This window comes from Klebsiella sp. F11, from assembly GCF_056712265.1.
The window spans coordinates 4,617,390-4,642,457 of the sequence record NZ_CM160060.1; the positions used below are offsets into that span (position 1 = coordinate 4,617,390).

21 protein-coding genes are annotated in these 25,068 nt (G+C 56.9%); 8 read left to right on the plus strand and 13 right to left on the minus strand.

Going from position 1 to position 25,068, the window contains the following annotated elements; genetic code table 11:
- Window positions 1-130: 130 nt before the first annotated feature.
- The 3 genes from aceF to pdhR all read right to left on the minus strand — a co-directional run bounded on the left by aceF (window position 131) and on the right by pdhR (window position 5,729).
- Window positions 131-2,023: a pyruvate dehydrogenase complex dihydrolipoyllysine-residue acetyltransferase gene (gene aceF, locus AC1M2H_RS22755; RefSeq protein WP_480149155.1), complete on the minus strand. Its 1,893-nt coding sequence runs from the start codon at window positions 2,021-2,023 to the stop codon at window positions 131-133.
- 14 nt (window positions 2,024-2,037) lie between these two features.
- Window positions 2,038-4,701 (minus strand): pyruvate dehydrogenase (acetyl-transferring), homodimeric type, encoded by a 2,664-nt coding sequence (gene aceE, locus AC1M2H_RS22760; protein ID WP_480149156.1) that lies wholly within the window; start codon window positions 4,699-4,701, stop codon window positions 2,038-2,040.
- 248 nt (window positions 4,702-4,949) lie between these two features.
- Entirely contained in the window at window positions 4,950-5,729 is a 780-nt protein-coding gene (pdhR, locus tag AC1M2H_RS22765; RefSeq protein WP_480149157.1) for a pyruvate dehydrogenase complex transcriptional repressor PdhR, read from the minus strand.
- A 642-nt stretch (window positions 5,730-6,371) separates the two neighbouring features.
- Between pdhR and aroP the strand changes: the two genes are divergently transcribed.
- Window positions 6,372-7,745 (plus strand): aromatic amino acid transporter AroP, encoded by a 1,374-nt coding sequence (gene aroP, locus AC1M2H_RS22770; protein ID WP_480149158.1) that lies wholly within the window; start codon window positions 6,372-6,374, stop codon window positions 7,743-7,745.
- Window positions 7,746-7,930: 185 nt separating this feature from the next.
- Here the strand turns inward: aroP and ampE are convergent, their stop codons facing one another.
- Window positions 7,931-8,785, minus strand: coding sequence for a beta-lactamase regulator AmpE (gene ampE, locus AC1M2H_RS22775; RefSeq protein ID WP_045859866.1), 855 nt, complete (start codon window positions 8,783-8,785; stop codon window positions 7,931-7,933).
- On the minus strand, window positions 8,782-9,345 hold the full coding sequence (gene ampD, locus AC1M2H_RS22780; protein WP_426813072.1) for a 1,6-anhydro-N-acetylmuramyl-L-alanine amidase AmpD: 564 nt from the start codon (window positions 9,343-9,345) through the stop codon (window positions 8,782-8,784). Before ampD ends, ampE begins: the two co-directional genes overlap by 4 nt.
- 272 nt (window positions 9,346-9,617) lie before the next feature.
- On the opposite strand from ampD, the gene nadC reads away from it, so the two are divergent.
- From nadC to hofC, 4 genes are all read left to right on the plus strand, one after another.
- On the plus strand, window positions 9,618-10,511 hold the full coding sequence (gene nadC, locus AC1M2H_RS22785) for a carboxylating nicotinate-nucleotide diphosphorylase (RefSeq protein ID WP_480149159.1): 894 nt from the start codon (window positions 9,618-9,620) through the stop codon (window positions 10,509-10,511).
- A 183-nt stretch (window positions 10,512-10,694) separates the two neighbouring features.
- The gene (ppdD, locus tag AC1M2H_RS22790) at window positions 10,695-11,126 is read left to right on the plus strand and encodes a prepilin peptidase-dependent pilin (RefSeq protein ID WP_480149160.1); all 432 of its coding nucleotides are present in this window, start codon (window positions 10,695-10,697) and stop codon (window positions 11,124-11,126) included.
- Between the two features lie 10 nt (window positions 11,127-11,136).
- Window positions 11,137-12,525, plus strand: a complete 1,389-nt coding sequence (gene gspE / locus AC1M2H_RS22795) for a type II secretion system protein GspE (RefSeq protein ID WP_480149161.1) — start codon at window positions 11,137-11,139, stop codon at window positions 12,523-12,525.
- Window positions 12,515-13,720, plus strand: a complete 1,206-nt coding sequence (hofC, locus tag AC1M2H_RS22800) for a protein transport protein HofC (RefSeq protein ID WP_480149162.1) — start codon at window positions 12,515-12,517, stop codon at window positions 13,718-13,720. The genes gspE and hofC overlap by 11 nt, the downstream gene beginning before the upstream one ends.
- 40 nt (window positions 13,721-13,760) lie before the next feature.
- On the opposite strand, the gene AC1M2H_RS22805 is transcribed toward hofC, so the two are convergent.
- A complete protein-coding gene (locus tag AC1M2H_RS22805; protein WP_480149163.1) occupies window positions 13,761-14,804 on the minus strand; it encodes a GMP reductase in 1,044 nt (347 codons plus the stop codon).
- Between the two features lie 345 nt (window positions 14,805-15,149).
- Here AC1M2H_RS22805 and coaE point away from each other — a divergent pair, with 345 nt between their 5' ends.
- Genes coaE through yacG form a run of 3 tightly spaced genes read left to right on the plus strand, consistent with a single transcriptional unit; the run spans window position 15,150 to window position 16,717 of the window.
- Complete coding sequence (gene coaE, locus AC1M2H_RS22810) at window positions 15,150-15,770, plus strand: dephospho-CoA kinase (protein ID WP_480149164.1); 621 nt, start codon at window positions 15,150-15,152, stop codon at window positions 15,768-15,770.
- Window positions 15,770-16,513 carry a cell division protein ZapD gene (gene zapD / locus AC1M2H_RS22815; RefSeq protein WP_480149165.1) on the plus strand — a complete coding sequence of 248 codons (744 nt, stop codon included), beginning with the start codon at window positions 15,770-15,772 and terminating at the stop codon, window positions 16,511-16,513. The genes coaE and zapD overlap by 1 nt, the downstream gene beginning before the upstream one ends.
- Before the next feature lie 9 nt (window positions 16,514-16,522).
- Window positions 16,523-16,717 (plus strand): DNA gyrase inhibitor YacG, encoded by a 195-nt coding sequence (gene yacG, locus AC1M2H_RS22820; RefSeq protein ID WP_480149166.1) that lies wholly within the window; start codon window positions 16,523-16,525, stop codon window positions 16,715-16,717.
- Window positions 16,718-16,775: 58 nt separating this feature from the next.
- Here yacG and mutT read toward each other — a convergent pair whose 3' ends face one another.
- From mutT to ftsQ, 7 genes are all read right to left on the minus strand, one after another.
- Window positions 16,776-17,171: an 8-oxo-dGTP diphosphatase MutT gene (gene mutT / locus AC1M2H_RS22825; protein ID WP_480149167.1), complete on the minus strand. Its 396-nt coding sequence runs from the start codon at window positions 17,169-17,171 to the stop codon at window positions 16,776-16,778.
- A 58-nt stretch (window positions 17,172-17,229) separates the two neighbouring features.
- Window positions 17,230-19,935, minus strand: a complete 2,706-nt coding sequence (gene secA, locus AC1M2H_RS22830) for a preprotein translocase subunit SecA (protein WP_480149168.1) — start codon at window positions 19,933-19,935, stop codon at window positions 17,230-17,232.
- 61 nt (window positions 19,936-19,996) lie between these two features.
- Complete coding sequence (gene secM / locus AC1M2H_RS22835) at window positions 19,997-20,491, minus strand: secA translation cis-regulator SecM (protein WP_480149169.1); 495 nt, start codon at window positions 20,489-20,491, stop codon at window positions 19,997-19,999.
- Window positions 20,492-20,742: 251 nt separating this feature from the next.
- Window positions 20,743-21,660 carry a UDP-3-O-acyl-N-acetylglucosamine deacetylase gene (gene lpxC / locus AC1M2H_RS22840; protein WP_426813082.1) on the minus strand — a complete coding sequence of 306 codons (918 nt, stop codon included), beginning with the start codon at window positions 21,658-21,660 and terminating at the stop codon, window positions 20,743-20,745.
- A 100-nt stretch (window positions 21,661-21,760) separates the two neighbouring features.
- Window positions 21,761-22,912: a cell division protein FtsZ gene (ftsZ, locus tag AC1M2H_RS22845; protein ID WP_480149170.1), complete on the minus strand. Its 1,152-nt coding sequence runs from the start codon at window positions 22,910-22,912 to the stop codon at window positions 21,761-21,763.
- Window positions 22,913-22,974: 62 nt separating this feature from the next.
- Window positions 22,975-24,237 (minus strand): cell division protein FtsA, encoded by a 1,263-nt coding sequence (gene ftsA / locus AC1M2H_RS22850; RefSeq protein ID WP_426813083.1) that lies wholly within the window; start codon window positions 24,235-24,237, stop codon window positions 22,975-22,977.
- Window positions 24,234-25,067 (minus strand): cell division protein FtsQ, encoded by an 834-nt coding sequence (gene ftsQ / locus AC1M2H_RS22855; RefSeq protein ID WP_426813084.1) that lies wholly within the window; start codon window positions 25,065-25,067, stop codon window positions 24,234-24,236. The genes ftsA and ftsQ overlap by 4 nt, the downstream gene beginning before the upstream one ends.
- Window position 25,068: the final 1 nt, after the last annotated feature.

Here is a 25,068-nt window from a genome sequence, read left to right on the forward strand (position 1 = left end):
CTGCATTTTACAAAATTGTTAACAATTTTGAAACAACAAACGGCAAACGATTTTGTCCTTTGATTGCCGATAACCCCAAAACGCACGGGAGGTTACCAGAAAAAAGCCGGCCGTCAGGCCGGCTTTGCGCTTACATCACCAGGCGGCGAATATCGCTCAGGGTATTGTTGATGATGGTAATAAAGCGAGCACCATCAGCACCGTCGATCACGCGGTGGTCGAAGGAGAGAGAGATCGGCATCATCAGACGCGGAACGAACTCTTTACCATTCCATACCGGTTCCATCGCGGATTTGGACACACCGAGGATAGCCACTTCCGGCGCGTTAACAATCGGCGCGAAGTGGGTAGTACCCAGGCCGCCGATGCTGGAGATGGTGAAGCAACCGCCCTGCATTTCGCCAGCGGTCAGCTTACCGTCACGCGCTTTCTTAGAGATCACCGTCAGCTCACGGGACAGCTCGGTAATGCTCTTCTTGTTCACGTCCTTGAAGACCGGAACAACCAGACCATTAGGCGTATCAACCGCAACACCGATGTTGATGTACTTTTTCAGCGTCAGACGCTGCGCATCTTCGGACAGGGAGCTGTTGAAGCGAGGCATCTGCTCAAGGGCAGCGGCCACCGCTTTCATGATGAAGACCACCGGGGTGAATTTCACGTCCAGCTTACGCTTCTCGGCTTCCGCGTTCTGCTGCTTACGGAACGCTTCCAGGTCAGTGATGTCGGTTTTGTCGAAGTGCGTAACGTGCGGGATCATCACCCAGTTACGGCTCAGGTTAGCACCAGAGATTTTCTGGATACGGCCCAGCTCGACTTCTTCAACTTCACCAAACTTGCTGAAGTCCACTTTCGGCCACGGCAGCATGCCCGGGATACCACCGCCGGTCGCGGCAGCAGGCGCTGCTTCAGCGCGTTTAACGGCGTCTTTCACGTAGGCCTGAACGTCTTCGCGCAGGATGCGGCCTTTACGACCGGAGCCTTTCACTTTCGCCAGGTTCACGCCAAATTCGCGCGCCAGGCGGCGGATCAGCGGAGTCGCGTGGACGTAGGCGTCGTTCTCAGCGAACTCGGATTTGCCTTCGGCTTTCGCCGCTGGCGCCGCCGCTTTCGCAGCCGGAGCCGGTGCAGCCGCCGCAGGTGCCGGAGCAGCTGCCGCCGGAGCCGCAGCAGGCGCCGCGCCTTCCACTTCGAAGACCATAATCAGCGAACCGGTGGAGACTTTATCGCCGGTGCTGATTTTGATCTCTTTCACGGTACCCGCGAACGGAGCCGGAACTTCCATCGAGGCTTTGTCGCCCTCAACGGTGATCAGTGACTGTTCAGCGGCAACTTTGTCGCCCACTTTAACCATCACTTCGGTCACTTCAACTTCGTCGCCGCCGATGTCCGGTACGTTGACTTCTTTAGAACCGGAAGCCGCTGGTGCAGCCGCCGCTGCCGGAGCAGCAGCCTGCGCCGGTGCCGCAGCAGGTGCCGCACCCGCCACTTCGAAGACCATAATCAGCGAGCCGGTAGAAACTTTGTCGCCGGTGCTGACTTTGATCTCTTTCACGGTACCCGCGAACGGAGCCGGAACTTCCATTGACGCTTTGTCGCCTTCAACGGTGATCAGTGACTGTTCAGCCGTAACGGTGTCGCCCACTTTAACCATGATCTCGGTGACTTCAACTTCATCGCCGCCGATATCAGGCACGTGCACGTCTTTCGCCGCGGCCGCAGCCGGTGCAGCGGCCGGAGCCGGCGCTGCTGCTTTCTCTTCCTGCGCAGGTGCAGCGGCTGCTGCACCATCGGCGGAATCGAAAATCATGATAAGTTTACCGGTCTCGGTTTTGTCGCCAACGGAGACTTTGATCTCTTTAACAACGCCAGCGTGCGGAGACGGGACTTCCATAGAGGCTTTGTCGCCCTCTACGGTGATCAGCGACTGTTCAGCTTCAACTTTGTCGCCAACTTTGACCAGGATTTCGGTGATTTCAACTTCATCAGCCCCGATGTCCGGTACATTGATTTCGATAGCCATTATTCTCTTACCTCTTACGCCAGACGCGGGTTAACTTTATCTGCATCGATGTTAAATTTGGCGATTGCTTCTGCCACAACTTTCTTATCGATTTCACCACGTTTAGCCAGTTCGCCCAGCGCCGCAACAACCACGTAGGAAGCATCTACTTCGAAGTGGTGACGCAGGTTTTCACGGCTGTCAGAGCGACCGAAGCCGTCGGTACCCAGTACGCGGTAATCATCAGCCGGTACATAGGTACGAACCTGCTCGGCGAACAGTTTCATATAGTCGGTAGAAGCCACGGCCGGTGCGTCGTTCATCACCTGAGCGATGTACGGTACGCGCGGGGTTTCCAGCGGGTGCAGCATGTTCCAACGCTCACAGTCCTGGCCATCGCGCGCCAGCTCGGTGAAGGAGGTTACGCTGTAGACGTCGGAACCTACGCCGTAGTCTTTCGCCAGAATCTCTGCGGCTTCACGCACGTGACGCAGGATAGAACCGGAACCCAGCAGCTGAACTTTACCTTTGCTACCTTCGAGGGTGTCGAGTTTGTAGATACCTTTACGGATACCTTCCTCAGCGCCTTCCGGCATTGCCGGCATGTGGTAGTTTTCGTTCAGCGTGGTGATGTAGTAGTAAACGTTCTCTTGTTTCTCACCGTACATACGCTCCAGGCCATCGTGCATGATGACGGCAACTTCGTACGCGTAGGACGGATCGTAGGAGATACAGTTCGGGATAGTCAGAGACTGAATATGGCTGTGGCCATCTTCGTGCTGCAGACCTTCGCCGTTCAGCGTGGTACGACCGGAAGTCCCACCTACCAGGAAGCCGCGAGCCTGCTGGTCGCCTGCCTGCCAGCACAGGTCGCCGATACGCTGGAACCCGAACATGGAGTAGTAGATGTAGAACGGGATCATCGGCAGGTTGTTGGTGCTGTAAGAGGTCGCAGCAGCCAGCCAGGATGCGCCGGCACCCAGTTCGTTGATCCCTTCCTGCAGGATCTGACCTTTCTCGTCTTCTTTATAGTAAGCAACCTGCTCACGGTCCTGCGGGGTGTACTGCTGGCCGTTCGGGCTGTAGATACCGATCTGACGGAACAGGCCTTCCATACCGAAGGTACGCGCTTCATCGGCGATGATCGGCACCAAGCGGTCTTTAATAGACTTGTTCTTCAGCATCACGTTCAGGGCTCGAACGAAGGCGATGGTGGTAGAAATTTCTTTGTTCTGCTCTTCCAGCAGCGGAGCGAAATCTTCCAGGGTCGGCAGCTCCAGCTTCTCATCGAAGTTAGGCTGACGGCTCGGCAGGTAGCCGTGGAGCTTCTCACGCTGCCCGTGCAGATAGGTGTGCTCTTCGGAACCTTCCGGGAAGGTCACGTACGGCAGTTTTTCGATATCGGCATCGGCAACCGGCACGTTGAAACGATCGCGGACGTAACGTACGCCGTCCATGTTCATTTTCTTAACCTGGTGAGCGATGTTTTTACCTTCAGCGGTATCACCCATGCCGTAACCTTTGATGGTATGGGCCAGGATGACGGTAGCTTTGCCGGTGGTTTCCTGCGCTTTTTTCAGCGCGGCGAAGACTTTCTTCGGATCGTGACCGCCGCGGTTCAGGGCCCAGATCTGCTCGTCAGTCCAGTCGGCAACCAGCGCTGCGGTTTCCGGATATTTACCGAAGAAGTGCTCGCGGACGTAGGCACCGTCTTTGGATTTGAAGGTCTGGTAGTCGCCATCAACGGTTTCGTTCATCAGCTGAATCAGCTTACCGCTGGTGTCTTTACGCAGCAGCTCATCCCAGCGGCCGCCCCAGATAACCTTGATAACGTTCCAGCCGGCACCGGCAAAGATGCCTTCCAGCTCGTTAATGATTTTGCCGTTACCGGTGACCGGGCCGTCCAGACGCTGCAGGTTGCAGTTGATGACGAAGACCAGGTTATCCAGTTTTTCACGGGTCGCGATGGTGATAGCGCCTTTAGATTCCGGCTCGTCCATCTCGCCGTCGCCCAGGAAGGCGTAAACGGTTTGTTTGGAAGTATCTTTCAGGCCACGGTGTTCCAGATATTTCAGGAATTTAGCCTGGTAGATTGCACCGATTGGCCCCAGACCCATGGATACGGTCGGGAACTGCCAGAAGGTCGGCATCAGTTTCGGGTGCGGGTAGGAAGAGAGGCCTTTGCCATGAACTTCCTGACGGAAGTTGTTCATCTGCTCTTCGGTCAGACGGCCTTCGAGGAACGCACGTGCGTATACGCCCGGGGAGATGTGGCCCTGGAAGTAAACCAGGTCGCCGCCGTCCTGCTCGTTACGCGCGCGGAAGAAGTGGTTGAAGCACACTTCATAGAAGGTCGCGGAGGACTGGAAGGAAGCCATGTGGCCGCCCAGCTCAAGATCCTTTTTCGATGCGCGCAGAACGGTCATGATGGCGTTCCAGCGAATCGCAGAACGAATGCGACGTTCCAGATCCAGATTCCCCGGGTATTCCGGTTCATCTTCAACGGCAATAGTGTTGACGTAACTGCCCGTAGATGTGCCAGCAGCAACCTTCACCCCGCCTTTGCGGGCTTCAGAAAGGAGTTGGTCAATCAGATACTGAGCACGCTCAACACCTTCTTCACGGATGACCGATTCGATCGCCTGTAGCCAGTCGCGAGTTTCGATCGGATCCACGTCATTTGGTAAACGTTCTGACATGGGGGGTATTCCTTATCTATCTAATCGTTGATTAATCTGGAACCTGTCCCATTGCACTCTTTGCCCGTCATACTTCGGCTTGTCTCATTGTTGGCTTCTCGTCCTCACCCCGGTCACATAGTTAGCTATGCTCCCGGGAATTCCGACGCTTACCGCCGCGATACAAGCCGAATTATTTAGGGCAACTGAAACTAAAAGCGCAATAAGACAGGTTCTGCGTTTAGTTGCCGCGCTCTAAAAAATGGCGCTTAAGAACCGGAGTTCTCATCCTTTCGTTGCTGTAAACGACGCAGTGAGCGTTCTCGACGACTCTCCTCACGGCTACGATCCAGCAAAATTTCCTCAATGAACGCCAGGTGTCGATGCGACGCTTCACGCGCCAGCTCCGGCTCCCCGGCGATTATCGCCTCGAAAATACGAGTGCGATGATTGCTGACCTGCGGGAGCATTTCCCGACGGGCGTACAACAATTCAAAGTTCTGGCGAACGTTTTGCGCCAGCATCGGCTCCATGCAGCGTAGCAGATGCAGCAGCACAACATTATGCGCCGCTTCGGTGACGGCAATTTGATACTGGACGACGGCATCGGATTCGGCGTCAAGATCGCCGGACTGCTGAGCCCGCTCAATGGCCTGATGCAGCTCGCGAATGCGTTCGCGGTCGGCATCATTGCTGCGCAGCGCCGCGTAATAAGCCGCGATGCCTTCAAGCGCGTGACGGGTTTCCAGCAGGTCGAATTGGGATTCAGGGTGATCGGACAGGAGCTCAACCAGCGGGTCGCTGAAGCTCTGCCACAGGCTGCTCTGTACAAAAGTTCCACCGCCCTGGCGACGAAGCAACAGGCCCTTGGCTTCGAGGCGTTGAATCGCCTCACGCAGCGAGGGACGGGAAACGTCGAACTGTTTAGCCAGTTCGCGTTCAGGCGGGAGTTTTTCACCGGGGCGCAAGGTCCCCTCAAGGATTAAAAACTCAAGCTGCTGCTCTATCACATCAGATAGTTTTGGTTGGCGGATTTTGCTGTAGGCCATATTCCCTGTCTCTGCCATTAGCCCGTAGTCAATTGGTCTTACCAATTTGCAGTTCGTAGCGGTAAAGTAACAAAGTATTCACCTTCTGTCCATACAGGTTTTGATTGAAATCAGTAAAGCAGGCACATTTTAACAACCTTACAGAAATAACATTTCAGAATTGTAACTTCTCACAAATGACGTCTTTACCCCATTGGAAGTAGCGTTAACTTTTATGAAACGAAAAATACGCCATATGAACCGATTCAACAGGCAAAAAAGCGTCTTTAAATTCAGTTTTACTGCGTAGATAGTCATTAGGGGTAAAGCCCCCTGCCGCTGCTCTATTTACAAATGCTTTCTTTTTGCTCGCTTCGTCATCACCCCTTCATAAAGCAGGTGCATTCGCCCGCACTTATCACTATTCTCCATGATACAAAAGGCCTTTTAGTGATTTTATATTCCGCCTTTCGTAAAGAAATTAATACAGAAACGGAATTTCATAATTACACAACACAATAATGTCGACGCTGAATCACGTATAACAGGGCTGGTCATCAACTCTCTGCAATAGAGATAGCTATGCTATCTGGCAGGAGTCGACAATAAAGCAACAGCCTGAAGGATGAAGCGTAAACGCAAAATAACCACACACGAGGTTTCATGATGGAAGGTCAACAGCAAGGCGATCGGCTAAAGCGCGGCCTGAAAAACCGCCATATACAGCTCATTGCTCTGGGCGGCGCTATCGGTACCGGTCTGTTCCTGGGCAGCGCGTCCGTTATCCAGTCGGCAGGTCCCGGCATTATCCTTGGCTATGCCATCGCCGGTTTTATTGCTTTTCTGATTATGCGCCAGCTCGGTGAGATGGTGGTGGAAGAGCCGGTGGCAGGTTCATTCAGCCATTTCGCCTACAAGTACTGGGGCGGTTTTGCCGGCTTTGCCTCCGGCTGGAACTACTGGGTGCTGTACGTGCTGGTCGCCATGGCCGAGCTGACGGCGGTCGGAAAATACGTCCAGTTCTGGTGGCCGGAGATCCCGACCTGGGTCTCTGCGGCGATCTTCTTCGTGGCCATTAACGCCATCAACCTCACCAACGTGAAGGTCTTCGGCGAGATGGAGTTCTGGTTCGCCATTATTAAAGTCGTTGCCGTTGTGGCGATGATTCTGTTCGGCGGCTGGCTGCTGTTCAGCGGCAACGGCGGCCCGCAGGCAACCGTACGCAACCTGTGGGATCAGGGCGGCTTCCTGCCGCACGGCTTCACCGGGTTGGTGATGATGATGGCCATCATCATGTTCTCGTTTGGCGGCCTGGAGCTGGTTGGGATCACCGCGGCGGAAGCGGATAACCCCGAGCAGAGCATTCCCAAAGCCACCAATCAGGTTATCTACCGTATTCTGATTTTCTACGTGGGCTCGCTGGCGGTGCTGCTCTCCCTGCTGCCGTGGACGCGCGTAACCGCAGACACCAGCCCGTTTGTGCTGATCTTCCACGAGCTCGGGGATACCTTCGTTGCCAACGCGCTGAACGTGGTGGTGCTGACCGCCGCGCTGTCGGTGTATAACAGCTGCGTTTACTGCAACAGCCGGATGCTGTTCGGCCTTGCCCAGCAGGGTAACGCGCCGAAAGCGCTGATGAACGTCGACAAGCGCGGCGTGCCGGTGAACACCATCCTGGTTTCCGCCGTGGTGACCGCGCTGTGCGTGCTGATTAACTACCTCGCGCCGGAATCGGCGTTTGGTCTGCTGATGGCGCTGGTGGTTTCCGCTCTGGTAATTAACTGGGCGATGATCAGCCTGGCGCATATGAAGTTCCGTCGCGCAAAACAGCAGCAGGGCGTGGTTACCCGCTTCCCGGCCCTGTTCTATCCGGTCGGTAACTGGATCTGCCTGCTGTTCATGGCTGCGGTATTGTACATCATGCTGATCACCCCGGGCATGGACATCTCCGTCTACCTGATCCCGGTGTGGATTGCCATTCTCGGCGTCGGCTACCTGGTCAAGCAAAAAAGCGCCAGCGCCGTAAAAGCGCACTAATACATCGCTAAACGCTGTGCCCGCCGTATCTTCGCGGGCACAGCCCCCTCAAGCTTCCCGCACATCAGTCGTTCTGTCCATATCGTTCCTGGCCACGATGCGCGGCTGAAGCGGATCGTCCGGCAAAAAAACGGGATGCCTGATTTTGGCATCCCGCTTGCGGAGACAAACCCAACGGCGGGCGCTTAAATCAGCGTGCCGTAAATCGTCAGCAGGGCCATAATCACCACCACCACCAGCGACGTTTTCTTGGCCATTGAAACGGCCGCTTTCGGCGTCTCGACCTTATCGACATGCGGCTCACGGGCAAGTGAGAACTGCGCCAGGCGCGTCAGTACCTGATACTGCGACGAATGGCGATCGCCCAGCGAAGCGAACCACGCGGGTAGCGCCCTCTCGCCGTGCCCCACCAGCGCGTAAACCACGCCAACCAGCCGCACCGGCACCCAGTCCACGACGTGCAAAATACCATCAATTCCTGACTGTAAACGATGGTGCGGCGTTTGATAGCGGGCCAGCCACGACTGCCACGCGCGCAGGACGCTGTAGCCAATCAGGGTGATCGGTCCCCACGGCCCGCCGACCACAAACCAGAACAGCGGCGCAAGGTAGTAGCGGTAGTTGATCCACAGCAGCGCATTCTGCAGCTCGCTGAGATATTCACGGTTGTCGCAGCCCGGCGGAACGCCGTGGATAAGCGTTAGCTCGCTGGCCATCGCGTCGCTGGCATGCTTATCATTGCGGGAAGCGGCCTTCAGGTAGGCGTGATAGTGCAGGCGAACTTTGCCGGCGCCAATGCACAGCAGGCCGAGCAGGATCCAGAACACCAGCAGCGGAACGTTAAACAGCACGCCGTGCAGCAGGCGCTGAATAATGTACACCGCGACCATCGCCACCGCCGCCATCAGCAGCGTGCCGAACAGCGAGAAGTGCTTCACGCGGCGAAACAGAACCTCGAGGCGATGATCGAGCTGCCAGTGCTCGCCCAGCTTAAACAAGCGTTCGGCGATGAGAACCAGCAGCGTAGAAAACAACGTCATGGCATCTCCTTATCTGACGAAGCGGTCAGCAGACCGCGAAATTTTGCCCAGTCAAACGCCGGGCCGGGATCCGTTTTACGCACCGGCGCGATATCGCTATGGCCGGTCATGTTTTCAGCGATGGCCGGATAGAGCGCGGTCAGCTGCCGCGTAACCGCGGCCAACTGCTGATACTGCGCGTCGGTATAGGCCAGCGTGTCCGTTCCTTCCAGCTCAATACCAATGGAGAAGTCGTTGCAGCGCTCGCGCCCCTGATAGCAGGATACGCCGGCGTGCCACGCGCGCTTATCGAAAGGTACATACTGCACGATTTCACCATCGCGGCGAATCAGACAATGTGCCGAAACCCGCAGCTGAGCGATCCCGGCAAAATAGGGATGCGCGTTGGGATCGAGCGTGCCGCTGAACAGAGCATCAATCCACGGACCGCCAAATTCACCCGGCGGCAGGCTAATATTATGCACCACCAGCAGAGAGGGGGTTTCATCATCCGGGCGGCAATCATGGTGCGGCGAAGGTACCCGACGCGCGCCCACCAGCCATCCTCCGTTCAACTGCATTGCGGAGTCTCCTTTCGCTAACGCATGCTCCCGGGCCGCCCATGGCCCGGGAATGCCGATTATCATAAACACATTCGTTCGGGGCCGATCGCCGCAGCCGGCGGGCGGAAAATGCGTCATCCGCGAAGATGTCCGGTGTCCTGCTATGGCCGCCCCGCCTCAACCTCCGCCGGCGCTGCAATAGCCTGAAGGATGAAGAGTATATGGTGTAGAAACGCCGTTCAGGTTAGCATGTTTCCCACTTCTGAATCTTATCTATCTGGAGCTTTATCATGTCGCCTCGTCGCTACAACCCCGACCGCCGCCGTGACGCGCTGCTGGAACGAATTAACCTCGATATTACCGATGCCGTAGCCCACTCCCTGCGCGAAGATTTAGGCGGCGAAGTTGACGCTCGCAACGATATTAGCGCGCAATTATTGCCGGAAAGCGCGCGTTCGCACGCGGTGGTCATTACGCGCGAAGACGGCGTGTTTTGCGGCAAGCGCTGGGTGGAGGAGGTCTTTATTCAGCTGGCCGGCGACGACGTTAGCGTCACCTGGCTGGTTGACGATGGCGACGCGGTCAAGGCGGATCAGCCGCTGTTTGAGCTGCAGGGCCCTTCCCGCCTGCTTCTGACCGGCGAGCGTACCGCGCTGAACTTCGTGCAGACCCTCTCCGGGGTCGCCAGCGAGGTGCGCCGCTACGTGGATCTGCTGGCGGGCACCAAAACCCAGCTGCTCGATACCCGTAAAACCCTGCCCGGCCTGCGTACCGCGCTGAAGTACGCGGTCCTGTGCGGAGGCGGCGCCAATCACCGCCTGGGGCTGTTCGATGCCTTCCTGATCAAAGAGAACCACATTATCGCCTCCGGCTCCGTGCGCCAGGCCGTCGAGAAGGCCTTCTGGCTGCATCCGGACGTGCCGGTAGAAGTTGAGGTTGAATCCCTTGATGAGCTGGATGAAGCCCTGAAGGCCGGGGCCGATATCATCATGCTCGATAACTTCACCCTCGACCTGATGCGCGAAGCGGTGAAACGTACCAACGGCCAGGCCGCGCTGGAAGTCTCCGGCAACGTCACCTTCGATACTATCCGCGAATTTGCCGAAACCGGCGTCGATTACATCTCCGTTGGCGCCCTGACCAAGCACGTCCGCGCGCTCGATCTGTCAATGCGTTTTCGCTAAGGCTCCGCCCCGGCGCAGCTCACCTGCCGGGGCGCACGCTTTGCGAGCGCGATCTCAGCGCTTTGCCCTCTCCCTGTAACGAACAAAGAAAGCCTGGGAAGCCGTTTCCTGAGCGCTCATTTATCGCTCGTCATCCTCCTCGCAGACCGCCACAGTGCTCCCGACGATAACAAGGAGCAATCGATGGACAAACAACGCGGCTTTACCCTTATCGAACTGATGGTGGTGATTGGCATTATCGCCATTCTCAGCGCCATCGGCATTCCCGCCTACCAGAACTATCTGCGCAAGGCGGCGCTCACCGATGTGCTGCAAACCTTTATTCCCTACCGCACGGCGGTTGAGCTATGCGCCCTTGAGCACGGCGGCCTGGCAAGCTGCGATGGCGGCAGCAACGGCATTCCTTCTCCCACCACCACGCGCTACGTTTCCGCGCTGACGGTGGCTAAAGGCGTCGTCACCCTTAGCGGGCAGGAGAGCCTGAATGGGCTACGCGTCATCATGACGCCGGGCTGGGATAGCGCAAATGGTATTACCGGCTGGCAGAGAGAGTGCGACATCGCCAGCGGCAGCGCGCTCAAGCAGGCGTGTGAAGACGTCTTCCGCTTTAACTGAGGCCACCGCGATGAAAGCCGAAAAACTGATCGCCCTCTGCCAGCGCTACCACGCCCTGCTGCTCAACAGCGATGAGCAAACCCTCTCCATCGCGGTGGTAGACTCTCCGCCTCCTGAGCTGATGGAAGCGCTGCGCTTTGCCACGCAAAAGCGGATCGATATCGAGTGCTGGAGCCAGGATAAAATGAACCAGCGCCAACAATCGTCCACGCAGCCTGCGCGAGCTGCCGCCAGCGGTGACGCGCCGACGGGCATCATCGACCAGGTCAATCAGATTCTGGAGCAGGCGCTGCGCCAGCGCGCATCGGATATTCACGTCGAGCCCTGCGAAAATAGCCTGCGCATCCGCCTGCGGGTCGATGGGGTGCTCCATCCGCTTGCGCCCCTTGCTGCCGAACTGGCGCTGCCGATAACGGCACGGCTTAAGGTGCTCGGGAACCTTGATATCGCCGAACACCGCCTGCCGCAGGACGGTCAGTTTACGCAGACGCTGTCGGGGCAATCAGTGTCATTTCGCATCGCCACCCTGCCCTGCCGCTACGGTGAGAAAATCGTTCTGCGCCTGCTGCACCAGGTAGAACAGGCGCTGGAGCTGGAGGCGCTCGGCTTCTCCCCGGAGCAGCTCGCCACCTTTGATTCGGCGCTCAATCAGCCCCAGGGGCTGCTGCTGGTCACCGGCCCAACCGGCAGCGGCAAAACCATCACGCTCTACAGCGCTCTGCAGAAGCGAAACCAGGATGAGGTTAATATTTGCAGCGTAGAGGACCCGCTGGAAATTCCCATCGCCGGCCTGAATCAAACGCAGATCAACCCGCGATCCGGATTAACCTTTAACAGCGTTCTGCGCGCGCTACTGCGTCAGGATCCGGATATTGTTATGGTGGGCGAAATTCGCGATGCGGAAACCGCAGAAATTGCGATTAAAGCGGCGCAAACCGGGCACCTCGTGCTCTCAACGCTGCACACCAACTCGACCAGCGAAACGCTTATTCGCCTGCAGCAGATGGGGATCGCCTGCTGGATGCTCTCATCCGCGCTATCGCTGGTCATTGCGCAACGCCTGGTGCGCAGGCTCTGTCCGCACTGCCGGCGGGAGGCCGAAGGCGGTATTGACGTGCCGCACAGCCTGTGGCCGCGCCGGCTGCCCCGCTGGCAGGCGACGGGCTGTCGACACTGCTATCACGGCTACTATGGGCGCCTGGCGCTATTTGAGGTGCTCCCGATAGGCAGCGCGCTGCAGCAGGCTATTTCCCAGGGGCTGAGCGCGATGGAGATTGAGACTCTGGCGCGCGAGGGCGGAATGACGACGCTGTTTGAAAGCGGCTGCCTTGCCATTGAGCAGGGGCTGACCTGCTTTGAAGAGGTGGTCCGCGTGCTGGGGCTCCCCCATGGCGACTGAGCGTCTTTGGCGCTGGCGCGGGCTTGATGCCAAAGGTGCGCTCCGCCAGGGATCGCTGTGGAAAAGCTCTCGTCCGGAGGCGATTCAGGCGCTGCAGCATGAACGGATTATTCCCCTCGCGCTCCGCCGCTGCGCGGTACGCAGCGCGCTTTGGCATCCGCGCTACAGCGGCCAGATTATCCATCAGCTGGCGACCCTCCTGCAGGCGGGTCTGCCTCTGGCCGAGGGGCTGGAGCTGCTGGCGCAGCAGCAGACGGGCGCGCAGTGGCAGGCGCTGCTGCGAACGCTGGCTCAGGATCTCGCGCAGGGCACCTCGCTTTCCCGCGCTCTGGAAAGATGGCCGCAGGCGTTTCCTCCGCTCTATCTGGCCATGATCCGCACCGGCGAGCTTACCGGTAAGCTAGATCTTTGCTGCTTTCACCTGGCTCGCCAGCAGCAGGAGCAGCTGCAGCTGAGCGACAAGGTCAAAAAGGCGCTGCGCTATCCGCTGGTCATTCTGCTGCTGGCGCTGCTGGTGGTGATGGGCATGCTCACCTTTGTCCTGCCGGAGTTTGCCGCTATCTACCAGACCTTCAACACGCCGCTCCCCCTGTTGACCAAAGTAGTGATAGGTGCCGGAGAAAGCCTCAGCGGCAGTTGGCCGCTGCTGCTGCTGATGGCGACATTGCCGTTTCTCCTCAACCGGCTGGCCCGGCGTCGCCCGTCCTGGCTACTGCGGCGGCAAAAGCTGCTGCACGCTTTGCCGGTGGTCGGAAAGCTGATAGGCGGACAGCGGCTCAGCCAGATATTTACCGTTTTAACCCTCACCCAGAGCGCCGGCATCAGCTTTATCCAGGGACTGGAAAGCGTAGAGGAGACGCTAAGCTGCCCGCTTTGGCGCCAGAGGATCCATCAGGTTAATACGCAGATTGCCCACGGGAGCGCCATCTGGCAGGCGCTGGCGAACAGTGGAGGATTTACCCCGCTCTGCCTGCAGCTCATCCGTACCGGTGAAGCTTCAGGGTCGCTGGATATCATGCTGGAGAACCTTGCCCGCCATCATAGCGAACGCACGCACCGTCAGGCGGATGGTCTGGCCACGCTGCTGGAGCCGATGCTGCTGCTGACAACCGGCGCCGTTGTCGGCCTGCTGGTGGTGGCGATGTATTTACCCATTTTTCATCTGGGCGATGCCATTAGCGGAATGGGGGGATAGCGGCTGGCGCAGGAGGTGCGCCAGCAAACGGCACTACAGGCTACAGGCTATTGAACACGCGGTTCTCTTGCTCCTGTACGCGAATAAAGGTTGTGCGTTTGGTCAGCTCTTTCAGGCGAGATGCGCCGACATAGGTGCAGGCGGAACGTAGGCCACCGAGGATATCGCGGACGGTATTCTCAACCGGGCCGCGCAGGGGCAACTTAACGGTTTTACCTTCCGCAGCACGATACTGCGCAACGCCGCCGACGTGACGGGTCATGGCGGATTCAGAGCTCATACCGTAGAACAGCATAAACTTCTCGCCGTTCTCTTCGACTACGCTGCCGCCGCTCTCTTCGTGGCCTGCCAGCATACCGCCCAGCATGACGAAATCAGCGCCGCCGCCGAAGGCTTTCGCGACGTCGCCCGGCGTGGTGCACCCGCCATCGCTGACGATCTGACCGCCAAGGCCATGAGCCGCATCGGCGCATTCGATAACCGCAGAGAGCTGCGGGTAGCCAACGCCGGTTTTCACGCGGGTAGTACAAACGGAACCCGGACCGATGCCGACCTTCACAATATCCGCGCCGGACAGAATCAGCTCTTCGCACATTTCGCCGGTCACGACGTTACCCGCGCAGATCGTTTTCAGCGGCCAGGCTTCGCGCGCCTTCGCCACGAACTGCACAAAATGCTCGGAATAACCGTTTGCCACATCAATACAAACGAAGCCGAGCTGCGGGTTCTGCGCGAGGATCTGTTTGGTTTTTTCGAAATCGACATCCGACGTGCCGGTAGAAACCATGACGTACTTCAGCACATCGGCAGGCGTGGTCTGCACAAAGCTGCGCCACTCTTCTACGCTGTAGTGCTTATGTACGGCAGTCAGGATCCCGAAAGAAGCCAGCGCTTTTGCCATACTAAATGTACCGACGGTATCCATATTCGCTGCGATGATCGGCACGCCGGACCAGGAGAGGCCAGAATGTTTAAAAGTGAATTCGCGTTCCAGTTCAACATCAGAACGACTTTTGAGGGTAGAGCGCTTGGGGCGGATAAGAACGTCTTTAAAACCAAGCTTCAGATCTTCTTCAATACGCATGTGCGAATTCCTGGGGTTAATTGCATTATTGTGAGAGCACAACTCCAGTGACGTTATCATACGCGCGAATCATGACCGCGCAAGACTGCGATTTTCACTTTTTTTACGCTACAATCGTACAAATTTACCTGGTGGATTGAAAAAAGCGCGATCGCGACAATCAACGGCCAGAGCGTTGTTTTTAACCATTTGATTTATATGTACAAAGCAATCCAGTATCCGTCGTAAAAGTCTCGTCCCGGCCTGAACTGCCTGGCGGGACACCCACCGCAGAGTCACGGCTCGTGAAGCGCGGGCGCTGCTGAAAAGTCAATGTGTGTATGGTCAGTTTCAGGAACGGGGTATATGAGGTATACGGTAGCGTTAACGGGCGGCATCGGTAGCGGTAAAAGCACCGTAGCCGATGCATTTTCTCACCTTGGTGTTAACGTTATTGATGCCGACGTTATCGCCCGGCAGGTGGTCGAACCTGGAACCCCCGCACTACCGACGATTGCCGCTCGCTTCGGCCAACAAATGATTAACGATGACGGCACGCTGAACCGCCGCAGCCTGCGGGAACGCATCTTCGCTCACGCGGAGGATAAAGCCTGGCTTAACGCGCTGCTGCACCCGCTCATTCAGCAGGAAACCCGCCGGCAAATGCAGGCGGCGTCCTCATCTTATGTTCTCTGGGTCGTTCCCCTGCTGGTCGAAAACAACCTCGTGGCCAACGCAGACCGCGTACTGGTCGTCGATGTGCCAAAAGAGACGCAGATAGAGCGAACCATACTGCGCGATCGGGTCAGCCGTGAGCACGCAGAACGCATTCTCGCCGCCCAGGCGACGCGTGAACAACGCCTCGCCGCTGCGGATGATGTCATTGAAAATATGGGCCCTCCGGATGCCATCGCTCAGGATGTCGCCCGCCTGCACGAAAAGTATCTAATGCTGGCAGCGCAGGCCGCCTCACAGGAAAAATCGTAATGCATACCCCCGTTCTATTTGAACATCCACTCAATGAGAAAATGCGCACCTGGCTGCGTATTGAATTTTTGATTCAACAGCTCTCCGCGCTCCCGGCCATCGCCACCTACGCGGACGCGCTCCACTTCTTTCGCAATACGGGCGACCTGCTGGACGTCCTTGAACGCGGCGAGGTGCGGACGGATCTGCTCAAAGAGCTCGAGCGCCAGCAGCGTAAGCTGCAGTCCTGGGCAGAAGAGCCGGGCGTCGACCGCGGGCGTATTGACGAATTGCGCCAGCAGCTGAAGCACTCCGGCAGCGCGCTGATGTCCGCTCCACGCATCGGCCAGTTCCTGCGTGAAGATCGTTTAATTGCGCTGGTTCGCCAGCGTCTGAGCATTCCGGGAGGCTGCTGCAGCTTCGATCTGCCGACGCTGCATATCTGGCTGCATATGCCTCAGGAGTATCGCGACGAGCAGGTGGGCAGGTGGTTAGCGAGCCTTCAGCCGCTCACCCAGGCGCTGGTGCTGATCCTCGATTTGATTCGCAACTCGGCGCCCTTTCGCAAGCAGACCAGCCTCAACGGTTTTTATCAGGATAACGGCGATGATGCCGATCTGCTGCGCTTACGCCTCGATCTCGCCAGCCAGCTGTATCCGCAAATTTCTGGCCATAAAAGCCGCTTTGCCATTCGCTTTCTCCCGCTGGACAGCGAGCTCGGTATCGTCCCCGAGCGCTTTGATTTTGAACTGGCCTGTTGTTAAGGAGGAAATATGTCGGAAGAGACAACCGTTAACTGCCCGACCTGCGGTAAAAATGTGGTCTGGAATGAGCATAGCCCGTTTCGGCCGTTTTGCTCAAAACGCTGCCAGCTCATTGATTTAGGTGAATGGGCTGCGGAAGAAAAACGCATTCCCAGCGCCGGCGACCTGTCCGATAGCGATGACTGGAGCGAACAGCAGCAGTAGCGACGCGGCGGCAGAGAAAATCCCGGAGATGACCTTGCGTCCTGTCCGGGCCATTTTCTCAGCGAGCGGACTGCACTAACTTGCTGATAATCGGTTCGTTAGCCGGCGGAAACTCCTCGGCCAGCAGCTCCCGCTGGGCAATCCAGCGCCCCGGCTGCCCCTCTTTGCCCCAGGGTTCACCTTCCCACTCATCAACCAGCCAGAACCACAGCGTGATATGCCGATCGGGGAACTGATACTCCAGCTTATCAAACAGGCTGGACGCGCGTACCGTAATACCCACCTCTTCCTGCAGCTCGCGCACCAGCGCCTGCTCGGCAGACTCTCCCGCCTCAATTTTGCCACCGGGAAACTCTAGCTTATTGGCCATATGCGCATCGGCAGCGCGCTGGGTAATAAAGATTTCACCCTGCGGGTTACGGATGATACCAACTGAGATTTGCAGTATTTTCATTGCGTTAATTCCATAAAAAAGGCGCAGATATCTGCGCCTTCGTTTTTATTCTCTGGGCTTAGCTCAGGCGACCATGGCACTGCTTATATTTTTTACCGGAACCGCACGGGCAAGGATCGTTGCGGCCAACTTTACGTTCGCCGGTTTCCTCAGCCAATGCGGCAGCGGCCAGGGTATCGTCATCCTGATGGCTCAGCTGCTGCATCTGCGCCAGGCGCTCCGCCTCTTCGCGACGCTGCTGCTCCATCGCTTCAACTTCTTCCGGCATCCGTACCTGAACTTTGCTTAGGGTGCTGATCACTTCATACTTCAGGGATTCAAGCATCGCCGCAAACATCGAGAACGATTCACGCTTATATTCCTGCTTCGGATCTTTCTGCGCGTAGCCGCGCAGATGGATACCCTGACGCAGGTAGTCCATCGCCGCCAGATGCTCTTTCCACAGGGAGTCCAGGGTCTGCAGCATCACGCCTTTTTCGAAATGACGCATCATTTCGGCGCCGACGACTTCTTCTTTACGCTGATAGGTTTCCACCGCGTTCTGCAGAATACGCTCGCGCAGAGTTTCTTCATGCAGTTCAGGCTCTTTGTCCAGCCACTCTTTGAGCGGCAGATCGAGATCGAAGTCGTTTTTCAGACGTTCCTGCAGACCTTCGACGTCCCACATTTCTTCCAGCGACTGCGGCGGAATGTGCGCATCGATAGTCGTTTTGAAAACGTCTTCGCGAATGCTGTTAATAGTTTCGCTAACATCAGAGACGTCCAGCAGTTCATTACGCTGGCTGTAAATGGCACGGCGCTGATCGTTGGCTACATCATCATATTCCAGCAGCTGCTTACGAATATCAAAGTTGCGGCTTTCCACCTTACGCTGCGCGTTGGCGATAGCTTTGGTCACCCACGGGTGTTCAATCGCTTCGCCCGGCTTCATCCCCAGCTTACCCATCATGCCCGACACGCGGTCGGAGGCGAAGATGCGCATCAGGGCATCTTCCATCGACAGATAGAAGCGGGAAGAACCGGCATCGCCCTGACGACCTGAACGGCCGCGCAGCTGGTTATCGATACGGCGAGATTCATGACGTTCGGTACCGATGATATGTAAACCACCGGAGGCCAGCACCGCTTCGTGACGCGTCTGCCAGTCGGCTTTGATCTGGGCGATCTGCTCTGGCGTTGGGTCTTCCAGCATGGCGACTTCCGCCTGCCAGCTGCCGCCCAGCACGATATCCGTACCGCGACCGGCCATGTTGGTCGCGATGGTCACCGCGGCCGGGTAGCCGGCCTGAGCCACGATATCCGCTTCGCTGGCGTGGAACTTGGCGTTCAGGACATTGTGTTTGATGCCCGCTTTGGTCAGCTCCTGCGAAACCACTTCTGATTTTTCGATAGAAATCGTACCCACCAGGACCGGCTGACCGGCGGCAGTACGCTCTCTGATATCTTCGATAATCGCCTGAATTTTTTCCGCTTCGGTCATATAGACCAGATCCGCCATATCCTTACGGATCATCGGACGGTTGGTCGGTACGACGACGGTATCCAGCTTATAGATAGAGCTGAACTCGAAGGCTTCGGTATCCGCAGTACCGGTCATCCCCGCCAGCTTCTCGTACAGACGGAAGTAGTTCTGGAAGGTGATAGAGGCCAGCGTCTGGTTCTCGTTCTGAATATCAACGCCTTCTTTGGCTTCGACGGCCTGGTGCAGGCCATCTGACCAGCGGCGCCCCTGCATGGTACGGCCGGTATGCTCATCGACGATAATGACTTCGCCGTCTTTGACGATGTAGTCAACGTCGCGAGTGAACAGCACGTGTGCACGCAGCGCGGCGGTCACGTGGTGCATCAGCATAATATTGGACGGTGAATACAGGGATTCGCCCTCCTCCATAATGCCTTCCTGTACCAGCAGCTCCTCGATCAGCACCAGCCCGCGTTCGGTCAGGTTAACCTGACGCGCCTTCTCATCGACGGAGAAGTGGCCTTCGCCGGTGAAGGTGTCGGAGTCCTCTTTATCCTGGCGCACGAGGCTCGGGATAATTTTGTTCACCCGCTTGTACATTTCCGAGCTGTCTTCAGCCGGGCCGGAAATGATCAGCGGCGTACGCGCTTCATCGATCAGGATGGAGTCGACCTCATCCACCAGCGCGTAGTGCAGCTTACGCTGGACGCGCTCTTCCGGGCTGAACGCCATGTTATCGCGCAGATAGTCAAAGCCGTATTCGTTGTTGGTGCCATAGGTGATATCGGCACCGTAGGCTTCACGCTTGGCCGGAGCCGGCAGGCCGGACATGTTGATACCCACGGTCATACCGAGGAACTCAAACAGCGGACGGTTGTTTTCAGCGTCACGCTGCGCCAGGTAGTCGTTGACGGTCACGACGTGAACGCCTTTACCCGACAGCGCGTTCAGGTAGGCCGGGAGGGTAGCGGTCAGAGTTTTACCTTCACCGGTACGCATTTCTGCGATGCAGCGCTCGTTGAGCACCATGCCGCCAAGCAGCTGTACGTCAAAGTGACGCATACCGAATACGCGCTTACTGGCTTCACGTACCACGGCAAAGGCTTCCGGGATCAGGCTTTCTACGCTTTCGCCTTTTGCCAGACGCGCGCGGAACTCCTCGGTTTTCGCCTTCAGCTCATCATCAGAGAGCTTCTCCATGGCAGGTTCCATGGCGTTAATCAGCGCCACAGCTTTGCGCATACGGCGCAGTGTACGATCGTTACGGCTACCGAAAACTTTAGTTAATAATTTGATTAGCATAATAAAATCTCAAACGCCCCGCGATGCGGAGTCACAAAAAATAGAATGATCCGTTTTTAGTTCAGCTGAGGCGTTGTGGCCCGGCGCGTATCCCGGAGACCTGGCTAATCCAGGCGGAGACGCAAAAGGCGCGATGGGAGGGGTTGTATGCCGTCTGGCGCACCATGACCGGCGGTTTGCTTTCCTGGGTCAGCAGCGCGCTGAGCGTATCAAGCAGGGCCAGGTGCTGCGCCTGCAGCGGCGAAGACTCTTCCGCTACCGGCAGCGCCTGCGGCGCCATCGCAAATGAGAGATGGCGAATAACCGTGCGGATGGCGTGCTGGTGCCAGTAATCGACGGTAAAGTTTGGCCGGCGGCTGGCGTCCAGCAGCGCCAGCTGGGAGAAATTAACTTTATTTGGCGTATGGCTGCTGGCGGTTGCTTTCGTCGGGGATGCCGTTTCGTGACTATTGCTTAACGCAGGCAGGCCAAGGCTAGCCGCGACCATCCCCAACAGGAGATGCGGCCAGAAATACCGTCTGCCAAACTGTCGCCAGCGCGTCAGCAATCCACTCACGTCCATTACCTTTAGTTGAAGCAATCCCAGTAAATAATTTTGCGCCCAAATCTTACCATTAATACCGCGCCACGGCAGCAGGAATGAAAGCTTTGCGCAGGTAAAAGCGGTCAATTAAGCAGCGAACGCGCGGCGTCAGCGAGCGTGGAATCGGAATGAAATGAGAACCGGGAGGCAAAAAAGAAAACGACTGGCTCCCTGGCCGGAGAGAGAGTACCAGGTTACCAGTCGATTTTACTGAATGGTCAGGCTTACGCCATAACCATTGATGGCGCACGGAATGCTAACGGCATTTCCGCTTCGTCTTCGAAGGTCACATACTCCCAGGCTTCCTGTTTTGCCAGGACGGCCTGCAGCAGTTTGTTATTCAACGCGTGACCTGATTTGAACGCCGTGAATGCGCCAATGATATTGTGACCACACATAAACAGGTCACCAATCGCATCCAGCATTTTGTGGCGGACAAACTCATCTTCAAAGCGTAAGCCGTCTTCGTTCAATACGCGATAATCGTCAACAACGATGGCACAATCGAAGCTGCCGCCCAGGCACAGGCCGCGGGACTGCAGATATTCGATATCACGCATAAAACCGAAGGTACGCGCGCGGCTAATCTGGCGCATAAATGCATCAGCAGAGAAGTTCATCGCGTAGCGCTGAGTGCTTGAATCAATCGCCGGATGGTTAAAATCGATGGTAAAGTCCAGCGAAAAACCATTGAACGGTTTGATTTCAGCCCATTTGTCACCGTCTTCAACGCGAACCGTCTCTTTCACGCGGACAAACTTTTTGGCCGAGTTCAGTTCGTCAATCCCGGCATCAAGCAGCAGGTAGACGAACGGCGCGGCGCTACCGTCCATAATCGGGATCTCCGGCGCATCGACTTCAACAATAATGTTGTCGATACCCAGCCCGGCCAGCGCAGCATTCAGGTGCTCGACCGTTGAAATCCGCACATCATGCTCGTTTACCAGGCAGGTCGCCAGCATAGTATCCCGCACGGATTTGGCATCTGCCGGAAAATCTACCGGTGGATTCAAGTCGGTGCGACGATAGATGACCCCGGTATTGGCCGGCGCAGGTCGTAACGTCAGCGTGACTTTCTTGCCGGTATGCAAACCGACGCCAGTCGCCTGAACGATACGTTTAAGTGTCCTTTGTTTGATCATCGTATAATCTCGCCAAGTTACCAATCCAACCGAAGTGTATAACACTTTCGGACGGCCAGTTTAGCACAAAGAGCGCTGATGCCCAACTTCCAGCCAATTCTTAATCAGCTTGCTTACGCAGGAAGGCTGGGATATCCAGATAATCCGGCTCTTTCGCGGCTTGCGGCGTATTGTCGTTCACCACTTTCGCTGCCGGTTTCTGCTCTTGATTCAGCGGCGCCATACCGTGCTGCTGGTAGCGATCCATTACCGGCTGCTGAACCTGCTTGTTGGTTACCAGGGTAATTTCCGGACGTTTGTCCATGCCAATACCGGTAGCAACCACGGTCACGCGCAGCTCATCGTTCATATCCGGATCCAGAGAAGTACCGATAACCACGGTCGCGTTATCCGATGCGAATGCGCGGATAGTGTTACCAACGGTTTCGAACTCATCCAGACGCAGGTCGAAGCCAGCGGTGATGTTGACCAGAACGCCGCGCGCGCCGGACAGATCGATATCTTCCAGCAGCGGAGAAGAAATCGCCATTTCAGCCGCTTCTTCCGCACGGTCTTCACCGCTCGCCACGCCGGAGCCCATCATCGCGTAGCCCATTTCGGACATCACGGTGCGCACGTCCGCAAAGTCGACGTTCATCAGACCCGGACGGGTAATCAGCTCGGCGATCCCCTGCACTGCGCCTTTCAGCACGTCGTTTGCTGCGCCGAAGGCGTCCAGCAGCGAAATGCCGCGGCCGAGAACTTTCAGCAGCTTGTCGTTCGGGATAGTGATCAGTGAATCCACGTGCTTGGAAAGCTCGGTGATCCCCTGCTCGGCAAAAGCCATACGCTTCTTGCCTTCAAAATTGAAGGGCTTAGTCACAACTGCAACGGTCAGGATCCCCAGATCCTTCGCCACTTCTGCGACAACGGGCGCCGCACCGGTGCCGGTACCGCCGCCCATACCTGCCGCGATAAACACCATGTCTGCGCCGTCGAGCGCAGCGCGCAGCGCTTCGCGGTCTTCATCCGCCGCATTGCGGCCGACTTCCGGGTTAGCGCCTGCGCCCAGACCCTTGGTAATACCGCTACCGATCTGAATCGTCTGGCCAACGGCCGTTTTACGCAGCGCCTGCGCGTCGGTGTTCACCGCGAAGAATTCAACGCCCTCGATGCGCTCGCGCACCATGTGTTCTACGGCATTACCGCCGCCGCCACCGACGCCGATGACTTTAATCACCGCGTCGTTGGTTAATTCCATTGGTTCAAACATAGTTTCTCTCCGTCTTGTGCCTGTCGCCTGAGAACGCTAATTTTCTGCGTTCTCTTAAAAAATTAAAACTCTTTTCGCAGCCAGCTATTTAGTCGCTTAATCCACGAGCCAACTGATGCAGTTACGCGTTTTTCCACTTCTGCTTCACCACTAAGATGAGATTCCTTCCCGTAGTGCAGCAGCCCAACCGCCGTTGAATAATACGGCTCCTGGGCATAATCCGTTAAACCGGTAATGTTCAGCGGGGCACCGATACGCACCTGCGTATGAAATACCCGCTGCGCACAGGCGGCAAGGCCTTCAATTTGCGCCGCGCCGCCGGTTAAAACAATCCCCGCCGCCAGATGGTGCTTAACGCCCTGCTGGCGGAGCTGTTCCTGCAGCTGCAGGATCTCTTCATTGACCAGGTTGAGCAGTTCGGTATAACGCGGCTCAATAACCTCTGCCAGCGTCTGACGCTGCAGGCTGCGCGGCGGGCGTCCGCCTACGCTCGGGACTTCGACGTTTTCGTCTTTGCCGACCATTGAGCCCAGCGCGCAGCCGTGGCGCACCTTGATCGCTTCGGCATCGCTCGGCGGCGTACCGAAGGCATAGGCGATATCGCTGGTTACCACGTTGCCCGCGTACGGGATCACTTTGGTATGACGCAGCGCGCCGCCGGTATAGACGGCGATATCCATTGTACCACCGCCGATATCCACCACGCAGACGCCCAGCTCACGTTCATCCTCCGTCAACACGGAATAACTGGCCGCCAGACCGGCGAAGATAAGCTGGTCCACTTTCAGACCGCAGCGCTCCACCGCTTTAACAATATTTTTTGCCATATCGTTATGGCAGGTAATCAAATGCACTTTTGCCTGCATACGCACGCCGGACAGGCCAACCGGGTTTTTAATCCCCTCCTGGTAGTCAATGGCGTACTCCTGCGGGATGACGTGCAGCACGCGATGCTCATCGCGTACGCGGACCGACTTGGCGGTATGCACCACGTTTTCAACGTCGTCCAGCGTCACCTCTTCTTCTGAAATCGGCACCATGCCAATTTCATTTTGACAGCTAATATGTTTACCTGAAAGCGCCAGATACACTGACGAAATCTGGCAATCCGCCATCAGCTCGGCCTGATCAATGGCGCGCTGTACGCATTTCACCACCGATTCCAGATCGTTAACCCCGCCTTTATCCATACCACGCGATGGGCAGCTACCCACGCCAATGATATTAACCACGCCGTCGGGCAGAACTTCCCCTACTAAAGCGGCAACCTTCGCGGTGCCAATCTCCAGTCCAACTACCAGCTTTCTGTCCGTCGCCTTGATCATTGTTGTTCTGCCTGTGCCTGATTCTGTTGTTGATTAGTTTCCTCTACGGGAGCAGGCACCCAGCCTACCGCCGCGCCCGAGTCATAGCGCAAATCAACGTAGCTTATCCGTTTGCCATCGGTCTGCGCCTGCTGCTGAAGAACCGGGTAAAGTTCCATAAAGCGCTGGAGACGTTTCATGGTGTCGCCGCGGCCAAGGTTGAGCTTAATATCGTTATTAAGCGTCAGCTGCCAGGAACGACGCGCGGTCATCGCCGCCACTTTCAACGTGAATTTATCCTTTGCCAGCACCTGCCCCATGTCGCGATATCCCTGCAACACTTCGTTCTCGCTGCCTTCCGGGCCATACAACATCGGTAAATTCTGTTTATTGGTGCGATCCGCCGGGACGCTGAAAGAGTTACCTTCGACGTCGACCATATGCTGATCATTCCAACGCGCAATCGGCACATATTCAACCAGATGAATCTTCAATTCGTCCGGCCACTGCTTTCTGACGCTCGCCTGCTTAATCCACGGCAGGCGCTCAATCTGACTTTGGATGATATTCACATCCTGAGTCATAAAGGTCCCCGGAGAACCCAGCGCCAGAATTGCCTGGCGAATATCGTCATTACGCGTGTAGTGACGCTCACCGGTTACCACCATCTTGGACAGCGGTAAACGCTGTGCGTCTTCCATCCAGCCCAGAACCATCCACCCGCTGACCAATACGGTACACAGCACCGCCAGCAGGAAGAAAATCCCCGCCAGACGAGTTCCATTACTTCGGCGCGAAGAAGAGGTTTCTTCTTCTTCGTGGTTCCGCGTATTCAGCGCAGCCTGCGACATA

What these genes read in the sequence shown, in the direction of transcription:
- aceF (WP_480149155.1), bottom strand. Translation starts at nt 2,023, where the DNA reads ATGGCTATCGAAATCAATGTACCGGACATCGGGGCTGATGAAGTTGAA.
- aceE (WP_480149156.1), bottom strand. Translation starts at nt 4,701, where the DNA reads ATGTCAGAACGTTTACCAAATGACGTGGATCCGATCGAAACTCGCGAC.
- pdhR (WP_480149157.1), bottom strand. Translation starts at nt 5,729, where the DNA reads ATGGCCTACAGCAAAATCCGCCAACCAAAACTATCTGATGTGATAGAG.
- aroP (WP_480149158.1), top strand. Translation starts at nt 6,372, where the DNA reads ATGATGGAAGGTCAACAGCAAGGCGATCGGCTAAAGCGCGGCCTGAAA.
- ampE (WP_045859866.1), bottom strand. Translation starts at nt 8,785, where the DNA reads ATGACGTTGTTTTCTACGCTGCTGGTTCTCATCGCCGAACGCTTGTTT.
- ampD (WP_426813072.1), bottom strand. Translation starts at nt 9,345, where the DNA reads ATGCAGTTGAACGGAGGATGGCTGGTGGGCGCGCGTCGGGTACCTTCG.
- nadC (WP_480149159.1), top strand. Translation starts at nt 9,618, where the DNA reads ATGTCGCCTCGTCGCTACAACCCCGACCGCCGCCGTGACGCGCTGCTG.
- ppdD (WP_480149160.1), top strand. Translation starts at nt 10,695, where the DNA reads ATGGACAAACAACGCGGCTTTACCCTTATCGAACTGATGGTGGTGATT.
- gspE (WP_480149161.1), top strand. Translation starts at nt 11,137, where the DNA reads ATGAAAGCCGAAAAACTGATCGCCCTCTGCCAGCGCTACCACGCCCTG.
- hofC (WP_480149162.1), top strand. Translation starts at nt 12,515, where the DNA reads ATGGCGACTGAGCGTCTTTGGCGCTGGCGCGGGCTTGATGCCAAAGGT.
- AC1M2H_RS22805 (WP_480149163.1), bottom strand. Translation starts at nt 14,804, where the DNA reads ATGCGTATTGAAGAAGATCTGAAGCTTGGTTTTAAAGACGTTCTTATC.
- coaE (WP_480149164.1), top strand. Translation starts at nt 15,150, where the DNA reads ATGAGGTATACGGTAGCGTTAACGGGCGGCATCGGTAGCGGTAAAAGC.
- zapD (WP_480149165.1), top strand. Translation starts at nt 15,770, where the DNA reads ATGCATACCCCCGTTCTATTTGAACATCCACTCAATGAGAAAATGCGC.
- yacG (WP_480149166.1), top strand. Translation starts at nt 16,523, where the DNA reads ATGTCGGAAGAGACAACCGTTAACTGCCCGACCTGCGGTAAAAATGTG.
- mutT (WP_480149167.1), bottom strand. Translation starts at nt 17,171, where the DNA reads ATGAAAATACTGCAAATCTCAGTTGGTATCATCCGTAACCCGCAGGGT.
- secA (WP_480149168.1), bottom strand. Translation starts at nt 19,935, where the DNA reads ATGCTAATCAAATTATTAACTAAAGTTTTCGGTAGCCGTAACGATCGT.
- lpxC (WP_426813082.1), bottom strand. Translation starts at nt 21,660, where the DNA reads ATGATCAAACAAAGGACACTTAAACGTATCGTTCAGGCGACTGGCGTC.
- ftsZ (WP_480149170.1), bottom strand. Translation starts at nt 22,912, where the DNA reads ATGTTTGAACCAATGGAATTAACCAACGACGCGGTGATTAAAGTCATC.
- ftsA (WP_426813083.1), bottom strand. Translation starts at nt 24,237, where the DNA reads ATGATCAAGGCGACGGACAGAAAGCTGGTAGTTGGACTGGAGATTGGC.
- ftsQ (WP_426813084.1), bottom strand. Translation starts at nt 25,067, where the DNA reads ATGTCGCAGGCTGCGCTGAATACGCGGAACCACGAAGAAGAAGAAACC.